The organism is Streptomyces sp. NPDC051976, assembly GCF_040680795.1.
GTDB lineage: Bacteria > Actinomycetota > Actinomycetes > Streptomycetales > Streptomycetaceae > Actinacidiphila.
The window spans coordinates 1-16,287 of sequence record NZ_JBFAXL010000046.1 but is presented as its reverse complement, the minus strand read 5'-3'; the positions used below and the strand labels follow the sequence as shown (position 1 = coordinate 16,287).

Here is a 16,287-nt window from a genome sequence, read left to right as displayed (position 1 = left end):
GGATCTTGGCCGCACGCCGCCGCACCGGTGACTGTCCGATCCGGCACAGACGGCTGATTCAGTGCTACCTATCGGCGTATGCGGGCCTGCCCGGTACCGGCCTAGCCTGCGAGAAGAGAGCGCGTACAGTCCGCCGACGTTTCAGAGGAGCCCGCCCGCCATGACCGAACTGACCCAGGAGCGCCGGCTCGTCACCGCGATCCCCGGCCCCAAGTCGCAGGAGCTGCTGGCCCGTAAGAGCGCGGCCGTCGCCAACGGTGTCGGCGTCACGCTGCCGGTGTTCATCACCCGTGCCGGTGGCGGCGTGGTGCAGGACGTCGACGGCAACAGCCTCATCGACTTCGGTTCCGGCATCGCCGTGACCTCGGTCGGCAACAGCGCCGAGGCCGTGGTCCGCCGCGCCGGGGCGCAGCTCGCCGACTTCACCCACACCTGCTTCATGGTCACGCCCTACGAGGGCTATGTGGAGGTCGCCGAGCAGCTCAACGAGCTGACGCCGGGCGACCACGCCAAGAAGTCCGCGCTGTTCAACTCGGGCGCCGAGGCGGTCGAGAACGCGGTGAAGATCGCCCGCGCGTACACCAAGCGCACCGCCGTGGTGGTCTTCGACCACGGCTACCACGGCCGCACCAACCTCACGATGGCGCTGACCGCGAAGAACATGCCGTACAAGGAGGGCTTCGGGCCGTTCGCGCCCGAGGTCTACCGGGTGCCGCTGGCGTACGGCTACCGCTGGCTGACCGGCGCGGACAACGCCGCGCAGGAGGCCGCCGACCAGGCGATCGACATGATCACCAAGCAGATCGGCGCCGAGCACGTGGCCGCGATCGTGATCGAGCCGATCGCGGGCGAGGGCGGCTTCATCGAGCCCGCCAAGGGCTTCCTGCCGCGGATCGCGCGGTTCGCGAAGGACAACGGCATCGTCTTCGTCGCCGACGAGATCCAGACCGGCTTCTGCCGCACCGGCCAGTGGTTCGCGTGCGAGGACGAGGGCGTGGTGCCGGACCTGATCACCACGGCCAAGGGCATCGCGGGCGGTCTGCCGCTGGCGGCCGTCACCGGGCGCGCGGAGATCATGGACGCCGCGCACGCGGGCGGCCTGGGCGGCACCTACGGCGGCAACCCCGTGGCGTGCGCCGCGGCGCTCGGCGCCATCGAGACCATGAAGGAGCTGGACCTCAACGCGAAGGCGCGGCGGATCGGCGAGATCATGACCGCCCGGCTGCGCGCGTTGCAGGAGAAGTTCCCGGTGATCGGCGAGGTCCGCGGCCGCGGCGCGATGATCGCGGTGGAGCTGGTGGAGCCGGGAACCAAGAACCCCGACGCCGCGTTGACCGGAGCAGTCGCCCGCGCCTGCCACAGCGCGGGTCTGGTGGTGCTCACCTGTGGCACGTACGGGAACGTGTTGCGCTTCCTCCCGCCGCTGGTCATCGGCGAGGATCTGCTCAACGAGGGCCTCGACATCATCGAGGACGCCTTCGCGGGGGTGTGACCGAGGGTAAGAAATGGGGGGACGTGAAGAAGCTGTGGGGGCCTCATGGCGGACGGGTGATCGGGCGCCCGTGGGGCCTGTCGGTGTCGTACGGTCTTCTCAGAACACCCCGCCCGTGGCCTGCTCCTCCGGAGGAAGCCACAGGTGACAACGTATCGGTGAATCCCCATCACCGAAACGGCAGTGCCCTCGCGCACGACACCGCCGGGACCGCTGGTTCCGGCACTCCTCGCCGATCGGCTGGCCGTTCGTCCCACACCCCCCGGGACGAGCGGCACGGCGATCGCCCTGGCCGCCCCGGAACTCCCCCCCCTGTTCCGGGGCGGCTGACTTTCCTCTACGCGTTCGGCGGCCTCGGAGCCGCCCTCTTCGGTCTTCTCACCTGGCAGGTCGCGGCGAACGGCCCACTGCTGGGCCCCGACCGCACGGTCCTGCACTGGTTCGAGCGGACGGCCGCGGCGCATCCGCGCTGTGACACCACGGCGCACTACTTCTGCAAGCTCGGCAACATCCAGGTCGCGGTGCCGGTGCTGGTGGCGGCCGTGATAGTCGTCGGCTTCCTGGGCCGCCGGGCCCGGCTGCCGCGCTGGTGGCTGCCGCCGCTGGCCGCCTCGCTGGCGATGGCCATGGTCCCCGCGGTGGTCAGCGCGGTGAAGGCGGCGGTGCTGCGCCCCGCGCCCGGCAAGCTGCACCCGGGCCCCGACGGCTACGGCTACTTCCCCTCCGGCCACACCGCGACCTCCGCGGTCGCCTACGGCCTGGCCACGCTGATCGTCCTGCCCTGGGTACGCCGGACGGCGGCCCGCGTGTCGCTGGCCGCCGTCACGGGCGCCGTGCTGCTGGCGGTGGGCGCCGCACTCGTGTGGTGCGACTACCACTGGCCGCTCGACGTCCTGGGGAGCTGGTGCCTGACCGCCACCGTGCTGTCGGCGGTGGCGGTCGCGCAGGCGCTCTCGGGCCAGGACCCGCGGCCGCGCGGGTCCCGCCCCGTTCCGGTCGGTCCCGTCAGTCGTTCGTCGGGAAGCCCAGGTTGATGCCGCCGTGGCTCGGGTCGAGCCACCGCTGGGTGACCGCCTTCCCGCGGGTGAAGAAGCGCACGCCGTCCTCGCCGTAGGCGTGGGTGTCGCCGAAGAGCGACGCCTTCCAGCCGCCGAAGGAGTAGTAGGCGACGGGCACCGGGATCGGCACGTTGATGCCGACCATGCCGACCTCGACCTCGTTCTGGAAGCGGCGGGCGGCGCCGCCGTCGTTGGTGAACAGCGCGGTGCCGTTGCCGTAGGGGTTGGCGTTGATCAGCGCCAGGCCCTCGTCGTAGGAGGTGACGCGCACCACGGACAGGACGGGGCCGAAGATCTCGTCGTCGTAGACGGACATCCCGGGCTTGACGTGGTCGAAGACGGTCGGGCCGAGCCAGAAGCCGCCCTCGCTGTCCGGACCGGTGACGGGGTGCTTGCGGCCGTCGACGGACAGCTCGGCGCCGTCGGCGACGCCCGCGTCCAGGTAGGAGGTGACCTTGTCGCGGTGCACGCCGGTGACCAGCGGACCCATCGCGGAGCCGGGGTCGCAGCCGGGGCCCACGGTGAGGCCGGCGATCCGCTCCTTGATCCGCTCCACCAGCTCGTCGCCGACCGGGTCGACCGCGACCAGGACGGAGATCGCCATGCAGCGCTCGCCCGCGGCGCCGAAACCGGCGTTGACGGCGGCGTCCGCGGCGAGGTCGAGGTCGGCGTCGGGCAGCACCAGCATGTGGTTCTTCGCGCCGCCCAGGGCCTGGACGCGCTTGCCGTAGCGGGTGCCCGTCTCGTACACGTACCGGGCGATGGGGGTGGAGCCGACGAAGGAGACGGCCTTGATGTCGGGGTGCTCCAGCAGGCGGTCGACGGTGGGCTTGTCGCCGTGCACCACGTTGAAGACGCCGTCGGGCAGTCCGGCCTCCTTCCACAGCCCGGCCAGGAAGTTCGCGGCGGACGGGTCCTTCTCGGAGGGCTTGACCACCACGGTGTTGCCCGCGGCGATGGCCAGCGGGAAGAACCACATCGGCACCATGGCCGGGAAGTTGAAGGGCGAGATGATCGCGACCGGGCCGAGCGGCTGGCGGATCGAGTAGACGTCGATCCCGGTGGACGCCTGCTCGGTGAAGCCGCCCTTGCTCAGCTGCGGGATGCCGCAGGCGTACTCCACGACCTCCAGGCCGCGGGCGATCTCGCCGAGGGCGTCGGAGTGCACCTTGCCGTGCTCGGAGACGATGATCGCGGCGAGTTCCTCGCGGCGGCTGTTGAGCAGCTCCCGGAAGGCGAAGAGCACGCCTGTGCGCTTGGCCACCGACGCGTGCCGCCACTCCTGGAACGCTTCGAGCGCCGCGCTGACCGCCTGGTCCACCACATGGTTGGCGGCGAAGTCCACCTGACCGGTGACCGCCCCGGTGGCCGGGTCGTACACGTCCCCGCGCCGTTCGGCGGTGCCGTTCCACTGCTGGCCGGCGATCCAGTGGGTGATGTGCTTGGTCGTCACGGGCAGACCTTTCCGTCGTCGTCTCACTCCAGTGTCGTCAGCGCGGGCGGCGGCTCACAAGCACCACGCTGTCGGCGTACGACGGATCCGGTTTACAGCTCGTCAGGTGCCGCCGCCCGCGAGCTGGGCCGCCGCCTCGTGCATGGCCAGCTCCAGTACGGCGGGGTCGGTGAGGTTGCCGCTGCCGTCGGGGGGCACCAGCCAGCGCACCCCGCCGGTGGCCCGGCCCGGGTACGGCACCACGATCCAGGTGCCGCGCCCGGCGCTGCGCACTCCGGTGGCGAGCCAGCGGGCCGACGTGCCGGGGGGCACGAAGAAGCCCATCCGCGCGTCACCGAAGTCCGCGAGCACCGGGCCGGGCCGCGGGACGAGCCGGGTGAGCACGTCCAGCGTGGGGTAGCCCAGCTCCCCGCCCAGGATCAGTACGTCCCACAGCCGCCCGGCGGGCAGCAGGGCCACCCCCAGCGGATTGCGCTCCCACTCCCAGCGGCAGCCCTCGGGGTCCGACGCCACCGACACCAGCCATTCGACCGCGCTCTTCGCACCGGCGCTCGCCATGCCGGTCCTCCGTTCTTCCGCCTGACGCGATTGCTGTCAGAGGGGAGAGCGGGTGGGGACCGAACTATTACGCGGGTTTCCGGTACTCATGGGTCGGGTTCGCGCGCTGCCCGCCGGACGGGCCCTAGCTGTCGAAGCCGAGTCCCGCGCGGTCCATCGCGCGCAGCCACAGATTGCGGCGGCCCTCGGACTCGTCGGCGCGGGCCAGCGACCACTTGGTGAGGCCGATGCCGGCCGTGGTGAACGGCTCGGGCGGGAACGGCAGCGGCTTGCGGCGGACCATCTCCAACCCGGTCCGCTCGGTGGACGCGCCCAGCAGCAGGTCCAGCATCACCTCGGCGCCGAACCGGGTCGCGCCGACGCCCAGCCCGGTGTACCCGGCCGCGTAGGCCACCCGCCCGCCGTGCGCGGTGCCGAAGAACGCCGAGAACCGCGTGCAGGTGTCGATCGCCCCGCCCCAGGCATGGCTGAAGCGCAGGCCCTCCAGCTGCGGGAAGCAGGTGAAGAAGTGCCGGGCCAGCCTCAGATACGTCTCCGGCCGGTGGTCGTACTCGGCGCGCATCCGGCCGCCGCGCGGATAGATCGCGTCGTAACCGCCCCACAGGATGCGGTTGTCGGCGGTGAGCCGGAAGTAGTGGAACTGGTTGGCGCTGTCGCCGAGACCCTGCCTCCCGCGCCAGCCGATGGCGTCGAGCTGCGCCTCGCTGAGCGGCTCGGTGGTCAGCGCGTAGTCGTAGACCGGCACGGTGTACGGGCGCACCCGGCGGACCAGCGACGGGAAGACGTTGGTGCCCAGCGCCACCTGGTGGGCGAGGACCCTGCCGTACGGGGTGCGGACCGCCATCGCGGCCCGGTGCCTGACCATCGCGGTCGCCGGGGTGTGCTCGTAGATCCGCACGCCCGCGGCCGTGGCGGCGCGCTTCAAGCCCCAGACGAGCTTGGCCGGGTTGACCAGCGCCACCCCGCGGCGGTCGAGGAGGCCGCCGTGGAAGGTGGGCGAGTCGACCTCGGCGCGCATCCGGTCGCGGTCGAGGAGTTCGACGTCGAGGCCGTGCGCCCGGGCCTGTTCGGCGGCCTCGCACAGTTCGTCGTACTGGTAGGCGGCGGTGGCCACGTCGATCTCGCCGGTGCGCTCGAACTCGCAGTCCAGCGCGTACCGGTCGACCGCCGCCTCGATCGCGTCGAGGTTGCGGTCGCCCAGCTCCTGCAGGGTGTCGAACTCACCGGGCCAGCGGGCCAGGCCGTTGGCGGCACCGTGGGTGAGGCTGGCGGCGCAGAAGCCGCCGTTGCGCCCGGAGGCGGCCCAGCCGGTCTCCGTTCCTTCCAGCAGCACCACGTCCCGGCCGGGGTCGCGCTCCTTGGCCAGCAGCGCGGTCCACAGTCCGCTGTATCCGCCGCCGACCACCAGCAGGTCGCAGCTCTCCTCCCCGGCGAGCGCGGCCTCGGGCCGCGGCCTGCCGGGGTCGTCCAGCCAGTACGGTGTCGGCTGCACATCGGCAAGCGAACGGGCTGGGTCCATGGGTTCTCACACCTTCGTGACGTGCCTTTACCTGTACATTTCCCGGTTACGCCAGAGTCAGGCCCGCGTCCTCCTGCGATTGCCGAGCAGTTGCCCGGTGAGCACCAGGATCACCGCGACGGCGAACATCGCCGAACCGATCACGTTGACCTGCACCGGTGTGCCGCGCTGCGCCGAGCCCCAGACGAACATCGGGAAGGTGACGGTGCTACCCGCGTTGAAGCTGGTGATGATGTAGTCGTCGAAGGAGAGCGCGAAGGACAGCAGCGCGCCCGCGGCGATACCGGGAGCGGCCAGCGGCAGGGTGACCCGCAGGAAGGTCTGCGCCGGAGAGGCGTAGAGGTCCTGGGCGGCCTGTTCCAGCCGGGGGTCCATGCTCATGATCCGGGCCTTGACCGCGACCACCACGAAGCTCAGGCAGAACATGATGTGCGCGATGAGGATGGTCCAGAAGCCGAACTGGATGCGCATGTTGAGGAACAGGGTGCCCAGCGAGGCGCCCATCACGACCTCGGGCATCGCCATCGGCAGGAAGATCAGCATGTTGGTGGCGGCCCGGCCGCGGAAGCGGTAGCGGGCCAGCGCGAAGGCGGTCATCGTGCCGAGCACGGTCGCGCCGATCGTGGCGTACACGGCGAGCTTGAGGCTCAGGGTGAGCGAGCCGCACATGTCGGCGACACCGCAGGGGTGCTGCCAGGCGTCGGTGGAGAAGTGGTTCCAGGTGTAGTTGAAGCGGCCCTTCGGCTTGTTGAAGGAGAAGAGCAGCACCACCATGTTGGGCAGGATGAGGTAGACGAGCGTGAGCAGCCCCGCCACCACCACGAGGTTCTTGCGCAGCCAGCGTATGGGTCGCATCAGACCAGCTCCTCTGTCCCGGCCCGGCGGATGTACACGGTGACGATGGCGAGGATGACCGCCATCAGGATGAAGGACAGCGCGGCGGCCGTCGGGTAGTCCAGGACCCGCAGGAACTGCGACTGGATGACGTTGCCGATCATCTTCTGGTTGGTCGACCCCAGCAACTCGGCGTTGATGTAGTCGCCGGAGGCCGGGATGAAGGTCAGCAGGGTGCCCGCGACGACGCCCGGCAGCGACAGCGGGAACGTCACCTTGCGGAAGGTCGTGAAGGGCGTCGCGTACAGGTCGCCGGCCGCCTCGTGCAGTCTGCCGTCGACGCGCTCCAGCGAGGTGTAGAGCGGCAGGATCATGAACGGCAGGAAGTTGTACGTCAGGCCGCAGACCACCGCCAGCGGGGTGGCCATCACCCGGTTGCCCTCGGTGATGCCCATCCAGGAGGTCACGTCCAGCAGGTGGATGCGGTTGAGGAAGGACACCACCGGGCTCTGGTCGGCGAGGATCGTCTCCCAGGCCAGGGTGCGGATCAGGAAGCTGGTGAAGAAGGGCGCGATCACCAGCACCAGCACCACGTTGCGCCAGCGCCCGGCCCGGAAGGCGATCATGTACGCCAGCGGGTAGCCGATGCCCAGGCACAGCACGGTGGCGATGCCCGAGTAGAGCAGCGAGCGCAGGAACTGCGGGTAGTACTCGGTGAGCGCGTTCCAGTACGTCGCGAAGTGCCAGGTCACCTTGAAGCCGGTGTCCAGCGAGCCGGTCTGCACCGACGTGGACGCCTGGTAGACCATCGGCGCCACGAAGAACACCAGCAGCCAGGCGACGCCCGCGAACAGCAGCAGGTAGGGCACGCGGCGGCGGCGCGCGGCGGCCTTGCGCAGAGTGGCCGGGACGGCCGTGGGGCCCGGGTCCGGTTCTGTGGGCGGCGGGTCGGTGACCGCCGTGGTCACGGCGCTCACGCGGCGGCCTCCGCGCTCTCGCCGTCGATGTCGTCGATCCCCGCGTCGATGTCCTGGTCGGCGCCGAGGCCGAAGGTGTGGGCCGGGTTCCAGTGCAGGACCACGGGGGCGCCCGGCACCAGCCGGCCGTCGCGCTCCACGTTGGGCACGAAGACCTCCAGCTCCGGGCAGACCGGGCTGTCGACCACGTACTGCGTGGAGACGCCGATGAAGCTGGAGTCGACGATCCGGCCCGGCACCTGGTTGCGGCCCGCGGGTATGCCCGCCTCGTCGTCGCGGTGGGTCAGCGAGATCTTCTCCGGGCGGACCCCGGCGAGGATCTTGCCGCCGGTGGCGACGTCGGCGCTGCTCCTGGCGGCGGGCAGCGTCAGCTTCACGCCCGCGGCGACGAGCTGGAGGTCGCCGCCGGAAGCGGCGGTGACCTCGGCCTCGATCAGGTTGGACGTGCCCAGGAAGTTGGCGACGAAGGTGGAGGCGGGGTTCTCGTAGAGGTCCGCGGGCGCGCCGAGCTGCTCCACCCGCCCCGCGTTCATCACCGCGACGGTGTCGGCCATGGTCATGGCCTCCTCCTGGTCGTGGGTGACGTGGATGAAGGTGATGCCCACCTCGGTCTGGATGCGCTTGAGTTCGAGCTGCATCTGGCGGCGCAGCTTGAGGTCGAGCGCGCCCAGCGGCTCGTCGAGCAGCAGCACCTGCGGGTGGTTGATCAGGGCGCGGGCCACGGCGACGCGCTGCTGCTGGCCGCCGGAGAGCTGCTGCGGCTTGCGGCGGGCGAGCGGGCCGAGCTGTACGAGGTCGAGCATCTCGCCGACCTGCGACTTCACCGACTTGATGCCCCGGCGGCGCAGCCCGAAGGCGACGTTCTCGTACACGTCGAGGTGCGGGAAGAGCGCGTAGCTCTGGAAGACGGTGTTCACCGGCCGCTTGTACGGCGGCAGGCCGGTGACGTCCTGGCCGCCGAGCCGCACCGAGCCACCGCTGGGGTCCTCCAGGCCGGCGATCATGCGCAGGGTGGTGGTCTTGCCGCAGCCGGACGCGCCGAGCAGCGCGAAGAACGAGCCGGCGGGGACGGTCAGGTCCAGCGGATGGACGGCGGTGAAGGACCCGTAGGTCTTGCTGATCCCGGTGAGGCGGACGGCGTCGCCGGATGCTTCTGTGGTCGTCATCTGGGTGTCCCGGTGTCGTCGGGGAGGGCGGGCGGACTTGGCTGGCTGCTGACGGGCGTTGCGGGGCCCGCGCTCAGGCGCCGATGAGCTTGGAGAACTTCTCCTCGTACCGCGCGTCCTCGGCCTCGCTGAGGGAGCGGAAGGCGTGGGAGGTGGCGTTCATCGCGGCGTTCGGGATGATCAGCGGGTTGTCGGCCAGCGTCTTGTCGATCTTCGCCAGTTCCTCGCGGACGCCCATGACGGGCGACACGTAGGTGATGTAGGCGGCGAGCTGCGCGGCGACCGGCGGCTGGTAGTAGTAGTCGATCAGCCGCTCGGCGTTGGTCTTGTGGCGGGCCTTCGCCGGGACGAGCAGGTTGTCGGTCGAGGTCATGTAGCCGGCCTCGGGGAAGTAGTACTCGATGTTCGGGTCGTCCAGGCGCAGCTGCACCAGGTCCCCGGCCCAGGCGACACAGGCGGCGATGTCGCCCTTGCTGAGGCCGTCGGTGTACTCGCCGCCGGTGAACTTGCGGATCTGGCCCTTATCCACCGCGCCCTGGATCCGGGCGAGCGCCGCGTCGTAGTCGTCGTCGGTGACGGTCTCCGGCCTCTTGCCCATGTCCAGCAGCGTCATCCCGACGGTGTCGCGCATCTCGGAGAGCATCGCCGCCTTGCCCTTGAGCGCGGGGTCGTCCAGCAGCTGCGACACCGAGGTGATCTTGCGCCCCTTGGTGACCTTCTTGTTGTACGCGATGCAGGTCGGGATGCCGGTCCAGGGGTACGAGTAGGCGCGTCCCGGGTCCCAGTCGGGGCTGCGGAAGCGCTGCTCCAGGTTGGCGAAGGCGTGCGGCAGATGGGCCGGGTCGAGGCGCTGCACCCAGCCGAGCCGGATCATCCGGCCGGCCAGCCAGTCGGTGAGCACCATCAGGTCGCGGCCGGTGTCCTGGCCCGCGGAGAGCTGCGGCTTGACCTTGCCGAAGAACTCGACGTTGTCGTTGATGTCCTCGGTGTACTTGACCTTGATGCCGGTGCTCTTGGTGAAGGCTTCCAGCGTCGGGCGGTGCTTGCCGTCCGAGCTGACGTCGATGTACTGGTCCCAGTTGGAGAAGTTGACGACCTTCTCCTGCGCCGAGTGGTCGGTGGAGGCGGTGTCGTCGTTCGTGCGTCCGGCGGCCGGGATGCCGCACGCGGACAGCCCCGCGGTGGCGACCGCGCCCAGCCCCGCGGCGCGCAGCAGCGTCCGGCGGCCGAGTGCGCCGCGGCCGCTGGTCATGCTCCGGCGTATCGCCGCGCGCTGATGCGGTGACAGGGTCTCGTACTGCTCCATGGAGTGGTGCCCTTCCGAGGGGACCGGCCGGTGGACGCCCGGTGGAGGTTGTCGGGGGGGAGGGTGAGGGTCGGGGCGGGGGCTCCCCGGGGGTCAGCGGTCGCCGAGGACGGTACGGTGCCAGTCCTTGCGGGCGCGTGCGGTGTTGTCGTACATCACGTGCTTGACCTGCGTGTACTCCTCGAAGGAGTAGCTCGACATGTCCTTGCCGTAGCCGGAGGACTTGTAGCCGCCGTGCGGCATCTCGCTGATGATCGGGATGTGGTCGTTGATCCACACGCAGCCCGCGGCGATCTCCCGGGTGGCGCGGCCGGCCCGGAAGACGTCCCGGGTCCACGCGGAGGCGGCCAGGCCGTAGGGGGTGTCGTTGGCGAGGGCCAGGCCCTCGTCGTCGCTGTCGAAGGGCAGCACCACCAGGACCGGGCCGAAGATCTCGTGCTGCACGATCTCGCTGTCCTGGGCGGCGCCGGTGATCAGCGTCGGCAGGTAGTACGCGCCCGCCGCGAGCTTGTCCGCGCCGCGCTCGCCGCCGGTGACGACGGTGGCGTAGCCGCGGGCCCGGTCGACCATGGCGGCGACCCGGTCGCGCTGGGCGGTGGAGACCAGCGGGCCGAGGTCGGTGTCCTGGTCGAAGGGGTCGCCGAGCCGGACGTCCGCCATCAGGTCGGCGACGCCGGAGACGAACGCGTCGTACAGCGGGCGCTGCACATAGGCGCGGGTCGCGGCGGTGCAGTCCTGGCCGGTGTTGATCAGCGCGCCCGCCACCGCGCCGCGCACCGCGGCGGCCAGGTCGGCGTCGTCGAAGACCACGAAGGGCGCCTTGCCGCCGAGTTCGAGGTGCAGCCGCTTGACGGTGCCGGTGGCGATCTCGGCGACCCGCTTGCCGACGGCGGTGGAGCCGGTGAAGGAGGTCATGGCCACGTCGGGGTGGCCGACCAGCCGCTCGCCCGCGCCCTTGCCGGTGCCGTTGACGACATTCACCACCCCGGCCGGGACACCCGCGTCGGTGGCGGCCTGGGCGAACATCAGCGAGGTGAGCGGGGTCAGCTCGGCGGGCTTGAGCACGATGGTGTTGCCCGCCGCGATCGCCGGGAGGATCTTCCAGGCGGCCATCTGCAGCGGGTAGTTCCAGGGAGCGATCGACCCGATGACGCCGACCGGTTCACGCCGTACGTACGAGGTGTGGTCGGCGCTGTACTCCCCCGCGGCCGAGCCCTGCAGATGGCGGGCGGCGCCCGCGAAGAAGGCGGTGTTGTCGATGGTGCCCGGCACGTCGAACTCGCTGCTGAGCCGCAGCGGCTTGCCGCACTGCAGGGACTCGGCGCGGGCCAGCTCGTCCGCCCGCTCGGCGAGCACCTCGGCGAACCGGTGCAGCGCGCCGGACCGCTCTCCCGGGGTGGCCCCTGACCACCCCGGGAGAGCCGCCTTCGCGGCGCCGACGGCGGCGTCGACGTCCGCGTCCCCCGCTGTCTCGTAGGTCCATACGTCCCGCCCGGTCGCGGGGTCCACGACGGAATGCGTGGCGCCGGACGTTCCGGGACGAAACTCTCCCGCGATGTACTGGGCGCCGCGGGCGAACCTGTCCTTGACGTGGTCCATCACGCTCTCCTCGCATCCGCTTGGCAGCGTGGCCAAAGTCTGGATTGGTGGCTGATCCTGGCAGAGTAGCCTTGCCTCAACAAGGGATTCCGTTGTTGCCTTTTGATTACGCGACGAAATCTGTGCAGTGCCGCTTGTGCGGCACGGCGTCCCGACGCACAATGCCGAACCGTCACGGCGAGCGCCAACCACCACACCGCCAGCCCCGGCGCTTCCTGCTTTACACTCTGCCGCCGCCCCAGGTCCGCACCCCCGGACCGACTCCCACCGGAGGTCACCCGTGCTGCCGACCATCACCCAGGTGCTGGAGCTGGACGTGCTGCGCAGAGCGGCGCCGGAGGTGGTGGCGGGCGCCGCGGAGCTGGGGCGCGGGGTGCGCTGGGTGCACATCAGCGAGCTGACCGACATCGCCGGGATGCTCCAGGGCGGCGAACTCGTCCTCACCACCGGCGTGATGCTGCCCGAGGACCGCGAGGCGCTGGCCCGCTACATCGACGCGCTGGCCGACGTCGGGGCGGCCGGCCTGGTCGTCGAACTGGGGCGGCGTTACGCCGACGCCCTGCCCAAGCCGCTGGTGCGGGCCGCCGAGCGGCGTGATCTGCCGCTGGTGGCGCTCCGTACCGAGGTGCGCTTCGTCGCCGTCACCGAGGCCGTGCACGCGCTCGTGGTGGACGGCCAGCTCACCGAGCTGCGGGCGTCGGAGGCGGTGCACCAGACCTTCAACGAGCTGGCCGTCGAGGGCGCGGAGGCCGACGACGTGGTCCGCGAGGTGGCCCGGATGGCGAGTGCGCCGGTGGTGCTGGAGAACCTCTCCCACCAGGTGCTGGCGTTCGACGCGGCGGGCCGGGAGCCGGAGGCGCTGCTCGACGGCTGGGAGCGCAGATCCCGCAACGTCTCGCCGCCCGGGCGCACCGGCTACGACCGCAGGGCGGGCTGGCTGGTGACCGCGGTGGGGGCGCGCGGCCGCGACTGGGGGCGGCTGGTGCTGGTCGGCGAGCCCGGCCCGCCGCCGCGCTCGGTGACCGGCGCCGCCACCCCGGCGGACGCCCCGCACCGGGACACCGTGCTGCTGGAGCGCGGCGCCGCCACCCTCGCCCTGAACCGGCTGCTGGAGCGCGACCGGGAGTCGCTGGAACGCCAGACCCACCGCACCCTGCTGTCCGGCATCCTCACCCACGCCCTCACCGTCTCCGACGTCGGGCTGCGCGCCCGGGCGCTGGGCGTGCCACTGGAGGGCCGGCGGCTGGTCGGGGTGATGCTGCGGCTGCGCGGCGGCCCGCCGTCGGCCGCGCTCGAAGCCCAGGCCCGGCTGCGGGACTTCACCGAGCACGCCGCCCTGGCCGTACGCGAACGCGGTCTGACCGCGCTGACCGGCACCCTCGACGACGGCGCGGTGGGCGTGCTGGTCTCGCTGGGCCCGCACGACGAGGAGCAGTCCGCGCTCGACGGTTTCGCGGCGGTCCTGGAGCGGCTGGTGGAACAGGCCGCGGACGCCCCGGCGTTCGTGATGGCCGCGGGCTCCTCGGTGGGGGCGCTGCGCGACGCGCGCCGCACCCTGCTGGAGGCCGCCCAGGTCGCCGACGCGGCGCTGCACGGCGAGAGCCACGCCCGCGGCCGGGGCTACTACCGACTGCCCGACGTGCGGCTGCGCGGCCTGCTCCACCTGCTGCGCGACGACGCGCGGCTGCAGACGTACGTGGAGCGGGAGCTGGGCCCGCTGCTCGCGCACGACGCCGAGCACGGCACCGACCTGGTGCGCATCCTCAGCGTCTATCTCGCCAGCGGCCGCAACAAGTCCGCGGCGGCCGACGCCGCCCATCTGTCCCGGCCGTCGTTCTACGACCGGCTGCACCGGGTGGAGCGGGTGCTCGGCGTGGACCTGGACCAGGTGGAGTCCTGCCTGTCGCTGCACGTGGCGCTGCTCGCCCTGGAGGCGGTACGCCGCTGAGGGCCGCGCGGGGCGCCGTTCTACGATGAGTCGGCAGCCGCCGTCCAGTCCCGGGAGGACCCCTCGCATGCCCGACATCGCACCCGGCTCCGGCCTTGAGACCTTCATCGCCGGTCTCCCGAAGGCCGAGCTGCATGTCCACCACGTGGGGTCGGCCTCCCCGCGCATCGTCGCGGAACTGGCCGCCCGGCACCCCGACTCCAAGGTGCCCGCCGACCCTGCCGCGCTCGCCGAGTTCTTCACCTTCAGGGACTTCGCGCACTTCATCGACGTCTATCTGTCGGTGGTCGACCTGATCAGGGACGACGAGGACGTACGGCTGCTCACCTTCGAGGTGGCCAGGGACATGGCACGGCAGAACATCAGGTACGCCGAGCTGACCGTCACCCCGTACAGCTCGACCCGGCGCGGTATCCACGAGCAGGCGTTCATGGAGGCCATCGAGGACGCGCGCAAGGCGGCGGAGGCGGAGCTGGGCGTGACGCTGCGCTGGTGCTTCGACATCCCCGGCGAGGCGGGGCTGGCCTCCGCGGAGGAGACCGCGCACCTGGCGCTGGACCTGCGGCCCGACGGGCTGGTCTCGTTCGGCCTGGGCGGTCCCGAGATCGGTGTGCCGCGGCCGCAGTTCAAGCCGTACTTCGACCGGGCCCGCGCCGCCGGGCTGCACAGCGTGCCGCACGCCGGGGAGACCACCGGGCCGCAGACCATCTGGGACGCGCTGCACGACCTGGGCGCCGAGCGGATCGGCCACGGCACCAGCTCCGTGCAGGACCCGCGGCTGCTGGAGCACCTGGCCGAGCACCGCATCCCGCTGGAGGTCTGCCCGACCTCCAACATCGCCACCCGCGCGGTCGCCACACTCGACGAGCACCCGATCAAGGAGATGGTCGCCGCGGGCGTGCTGGTCACCGTCAACAGCGATGACCCGCCGATGTTCGGCACCGACCTCAACACCGAGTACGCGGTCGCCGCCCGGCTGCTCGGCCTGGACACCGCCGGGGTCGCGGCGCTGGCGAAGAACGCCGTCGAGGCGTCCTTCCTCGACGCCCCGGGCAAGGCCCGGCTCGCCGCCGAGATCGACCAGTACGCCGCCGCATGGCGGTAGCCCGCGCCCCGCTGGCCGTCGCCCACCGCGGCGACCCGTACGAGCAGCGGGAGAACACCCTGCCGTCGCTGCGCTCCGCGCTGCACAAGCGCGCGGACGCCGTCGAGGTCGACGTGCGGCTGACCCGGGACGGTGTCCCGGTGCTGCTGCACGACCCGACGCTGGAGCGCCTGTGGCGTCATGAGGCGGCGGTCGCCGAGCTGACCGCGGCGGAGCTGGAGGCGCTGACCCGCGGCGGGGTGCCGTCGCTGGCCGACGCGCTGAAGGAGCTGGACGCGCACCGGGCCGGGCGGCTGCTGCTCGATCTGACCGAGCCGGGGCAGGCGGCGGCGACCGTGGCCGCCGTCCACGCGGCCGGCACCGGCGAGCGGGCGTACTACTGCGGGGCGCCGACCGCGATGCGCGCGGTGCGGGCGCTGGACCCGGCGGCCGAGATCGCGCTGACCTGGACGACCTCGGCGCTGCCCGCCCCCGCGCTGCTGGCCGCCGTCCGGCCGCGCTGGATCAACCTGCGGTTCGGCCTGATCGACCCGGCGCTGGTGCGCTGGGCCCGCGAGCAGGACCTGCTGGTGGCCGCCTGGACCGCGGACCGGCGGCGCTCGATGTCCCGGCTGCTGGCCCTGGGCGTCGACTCGGTGACCACCAACCGGCTCGATGTGCTGCGGCGGCTGATCGACCGCTGAGCCGCGCGCACCGCACACGCGATGCGGCACCCGCGCGAGGGCCCCGGACACAGCGGCGTGTCCGGGGCCCTCGCGCGTACGGGAGCGTCAGCCGTCCAGGGACGTCATCACGTGCTTGATGCGCGTGTAGTCCTCGAAGCCGTAGCCCGACAGGTCCTTGCCGTAGCCCGAGCGCTTGAAGCCGCCGTGCGGCATCTCGGCGACCAGCGGGATGTGGGTGTTGATCCACACGCAGCCGAAGTCGAGCCGCTTGGACATCCGCATCGCGCGGCCGTGGTCCTTGGTCCACACCGAGGAGGCCAGCGCGTAGTCGACGCCGTTGGCGTACGTGACCGCCTGCTCCTCGTCGGTGAAGGACTGCACGGTGATGACCGGGCCGAAGACCTCGTTCTGGATGATCTCGTCGTCCTGGCGCAGGCCGGAGACGACGGTGGGGGCGTAGAAGTAGCCCTCCTCGCCGACCCGGTGGCCGCCGGTCTCGACCTTGGCGTGCTCGGGCAGGCGCTCGATGAAGCCGGTGACCTGGGCGAGCTGGTTGGCGTTGTTCAGCGGGCCGAAGAGCACGTCCTCGTCGTCGGGGCGGCCGGTC

14 protein-coding genes are annotated in these 16,287 nt (G+C 71.7%); 5 read left to right on the top strand and 9 right to left on the bottom strand.

Annotated features, from left to right (window positions below):
• Positions 1 to 160 precede the first annotated feature (160 nt).
• Together gabT and AB0M29_RS33290 are read left to right on the top strand one after the other, a co-directional pair.
• Complete coding sequence (gene gabT / locus AB0M29_RS33295) at positions 161 to 1,492, top strand: 4-aminobutyrate--2-oxoglutarate transaminase (protein ID WP_365389584.1); 1,332 nt, start codon at positions 161 to 163, stop codon at positions 1,490 to 1,492.
• Between the two features lie 158 nt (positions 1,493 to 1,650).
• Positions 1,651 to 2,526, top strand: coding sequence for a phosphatase PAP2 family protein (locus AB0M29_RS33290; protein ID WP_365389581.1), 876 nt, complete (start codon positions 1,651 to 1,653; stop codon positions 2,524 to 2,526).
• Here the strand turns inward: AB0M29_RS33290 and AB0M29_RS33285 are convergent.
• The 8 genes from AB0M29_RS33285 to AB0M29_RS33250 all read right to left on the bottom strand — a co-directional run bounded on the left by AB0M29_RS33285 (position 2,498) and on the right by AB0M29_RS33250 (position 11,962).
• Complete coding sequence (locus AB0M29_RS33285; RefSeq protein ID WP_365389579.1) at positions 2,498 to 4,003, bottom strand: CoA-acylating methylmalonate-semialdehyde dehydrogenase; 1,506 nt, start codon at positions 4,001 to 4,003, stop codon at positions 2,498 to 2,500. The genes AB0M29_RS33290 and AB0M29_RS33285 overlap by 29 nt on opposite strands.
• 102 nt (positions 4,004 to 4,105) lie before the next feature.
• Positions 4,106 to 4,561 (bottom strand): hypothetical protein, encoded by a 456-nt coding sequence (locus AB0M29_RS33280; protein ID WP_365389577.1) that lies wholly within the window; start codon positions 4,559 to 4,561, stop codon positions 4,106 to 4,108.
• A 124-nt stretch (positions 4,562 to 4,685) separates the two neighbouring features.
• Positions 4,686 to 6,080: an FAD-dependent oxidoreductase gene (locus AB0M29_RS33275; RefSeq protein ID WP_365389575.1), complete on the bottom strand. Its 1,395-nt coding sequence runs from the start codon at positions 6,078 to 6,080 to the stop codon at positions 4,686 to 4,688.
• Between the two features lie 57 nt (positions 6,081 to 6,137).
• A complete protein-coding gene (locus tag AB0M29_RS33270) occupies positions 6,138 to 6,935 on the bottom strand; it encodes an ABC transporter permease (RefSeq protein WP_365389572.1) in 798 nt (265 codons plus the stop codon).
• Positions 6,935 to 7,813: an ABC transporter permease gene (locus AB0M29_RS33265; protein WP_365389690.1), complete on the bottom strand. Its 879-nt coding sequence runs from the start codon at positions 7,811 to 7,813 to the stop codon at positions 6,935 to 6,937. The genes AB0M29_RS33270 and AB0M29_RS33265 overlap by 1 nt, the downstream gene beginning before the upstream one ends.
• 74 nt (positions 7,814 to 7,887) lie before the next feature.
• Positions 7,888 to 9,057: an ABC transporter ATP-binding protein gene (locus AB0M29_RS33260; protein WP_365389570.1), complete on the bottom strand. Its 1,170-nt coding sequence runs from the start codon at positions 9,055 to 9,057 to the stop codon at positions 7,888 to 7,890.
• 73 nt (positions 9,058 to 9,130) lie between these two features.
• Positions 9,131 to 10,363, bottom strand: coding sequence for a spermidine/putrescine ABC transporter substrate-binding protein (locus AB0M29_RS33255; RefSeq protein ID WP_365389569.1), 1,233 nt, complete (start codon positions 10,361 to 10,363; stop codon positions 9,131 to 9,133).
• Between the two features lie 93 nt (positions 10,364 to 10,456).
• On the bottom strand, positions 10,457 to 11,962 hold the full coding sequence (locus tag AB0M29_RS33250; RefSeq protein WP_365389567.1) for a gamma-aminobutyraldehyde dehydrogenase: 1,506 nt from the start codon (positions 11,960 to 11,962) through the stop codon (positions 10,457 to 10,459).
• A gap of 280 nt (positions 11,963 to 12,242) precedes the next feature.
• On the opposite strand from AB0M29_RS33250, the gene AB0M29_RS33245 reads away from it, so the two are divergent.
• The 3 genes from AB0M29_RS33245 (at position 12,243) to AB0M29_RS33235 (ending at position 15,698) form a co-directional block, all read left to right on the top strand.
• On the top strand, positions 12,243 to 13,910 hold the full coding sequence (locus AB0M29_RS33245) for a PucR family transcriptional regulator ligand-binding domain-containing protein (RefSeq protein WP_365389565.1): 1,668 nt from the start codon (positions 12,243 to 12,245) through the stop codon (positions 13,908 to 13,910).
• A gap of 67 nt (positions 13,911 to 13,977) precedes the next feature.
• Complete coding sequence (locus tag AB0M29_RS33240; RefSeq protein ID WP_365389562.1) at positions 13,978 to 15,015, top strand: adenosine deaminase; 1,038 nt, start codon at positions 13,978 to 13,980, stop codon at positions 15,013 to 15,015.
• Entirely contained in the window at positions 15,006 to 15,698 is a 693-nt protein-coding gene (locus tag AB0M29_RS33235; protein ID WP_365389560.1) for a glycerophosphodiester phosphodiesterase, read from the top strand. Before AB0M29_RS33240 ends, AB0M29_RS33235 begins: the two co-directional genes overlap by 10 nt.
• An 87-nt stretch (positions 15,699 to 15,785) precedes the next feature.
• Here AB0M29_RS33235 and AB0M29_RS33230 read toward each other — a convergent pair.
• Positions 15,786 to 16,287 (bottom strand): aldehyde dehydrogenase family protein (locus AB0M29_RS33230; protein ID WP_365389559.1); only part of this gene is annotated, 502 nt, incomplete at its 5' end.

Coding starts and splice junctions, on each gene's coding strand:
- AB0M29_RS33270 (WP_365389572.1), bottom strand. CDS start 6,935: ATGCGACCCATACGCTGGCTGCGCAAGAACCTCGTGGTGGTGGCGGGG.
- AB0M29_RS33235 (WP_365389560.1), top strand. CDS start 15,006: ATGGCGGTAGCCCGCGCCCCGCTGGCCGTCGCCCACCGCGGCGACCCG.
- AB0M29_RS33275 (WP_365389575.1), bottom strand. CDS start 6,080: ATGGACCCAGCCCGTTCGCTTGCCGATGTGCAGCCGACACCGTACTGG.
- AB0M29_RS33260 (WP_365389570.1), bottom strand. CDS start 9,057: ATGACGACCACAGAAGCATCCGGCGACGCCGTCCGCCTCACCGGGATC.
- AB0M29_RS33255 (WP_365389569.1), bottom strand. CDS start 10,363: ATGGAGCAGTACGAGACCCTGTCACCGCATCAGCGCGCGGCGATACGC.
- AB0M29_RS33280 (WP_365389577.1), bottom strand. CDS start 4,561: ATGGCGAGCGCCGGTGCGAAGAGCGCGGTCGAATGGCTGGTGTCGGTG.
- AB0M29_RS33250 (WP_365389567.1), bottom strand. CDS start 11,962: ATGGACCACGTCAAGGACAGGTTCGCCCGCGGCGCCCAGTACATCGCG.
- AB0M29_RS33240 (WP_365389562.1), top strand. CDS start 13,978: ATGCCCGACATCGCACCCGGCTCCGGCCTTGAGACCTTCATCGCCGGT.
- gabT (WP_365389584.1), top strand. CDS start 161: ATGACCGAACTGACCCAGGAGCGCCGGCTCGTCACCGCGATCCCCGGC.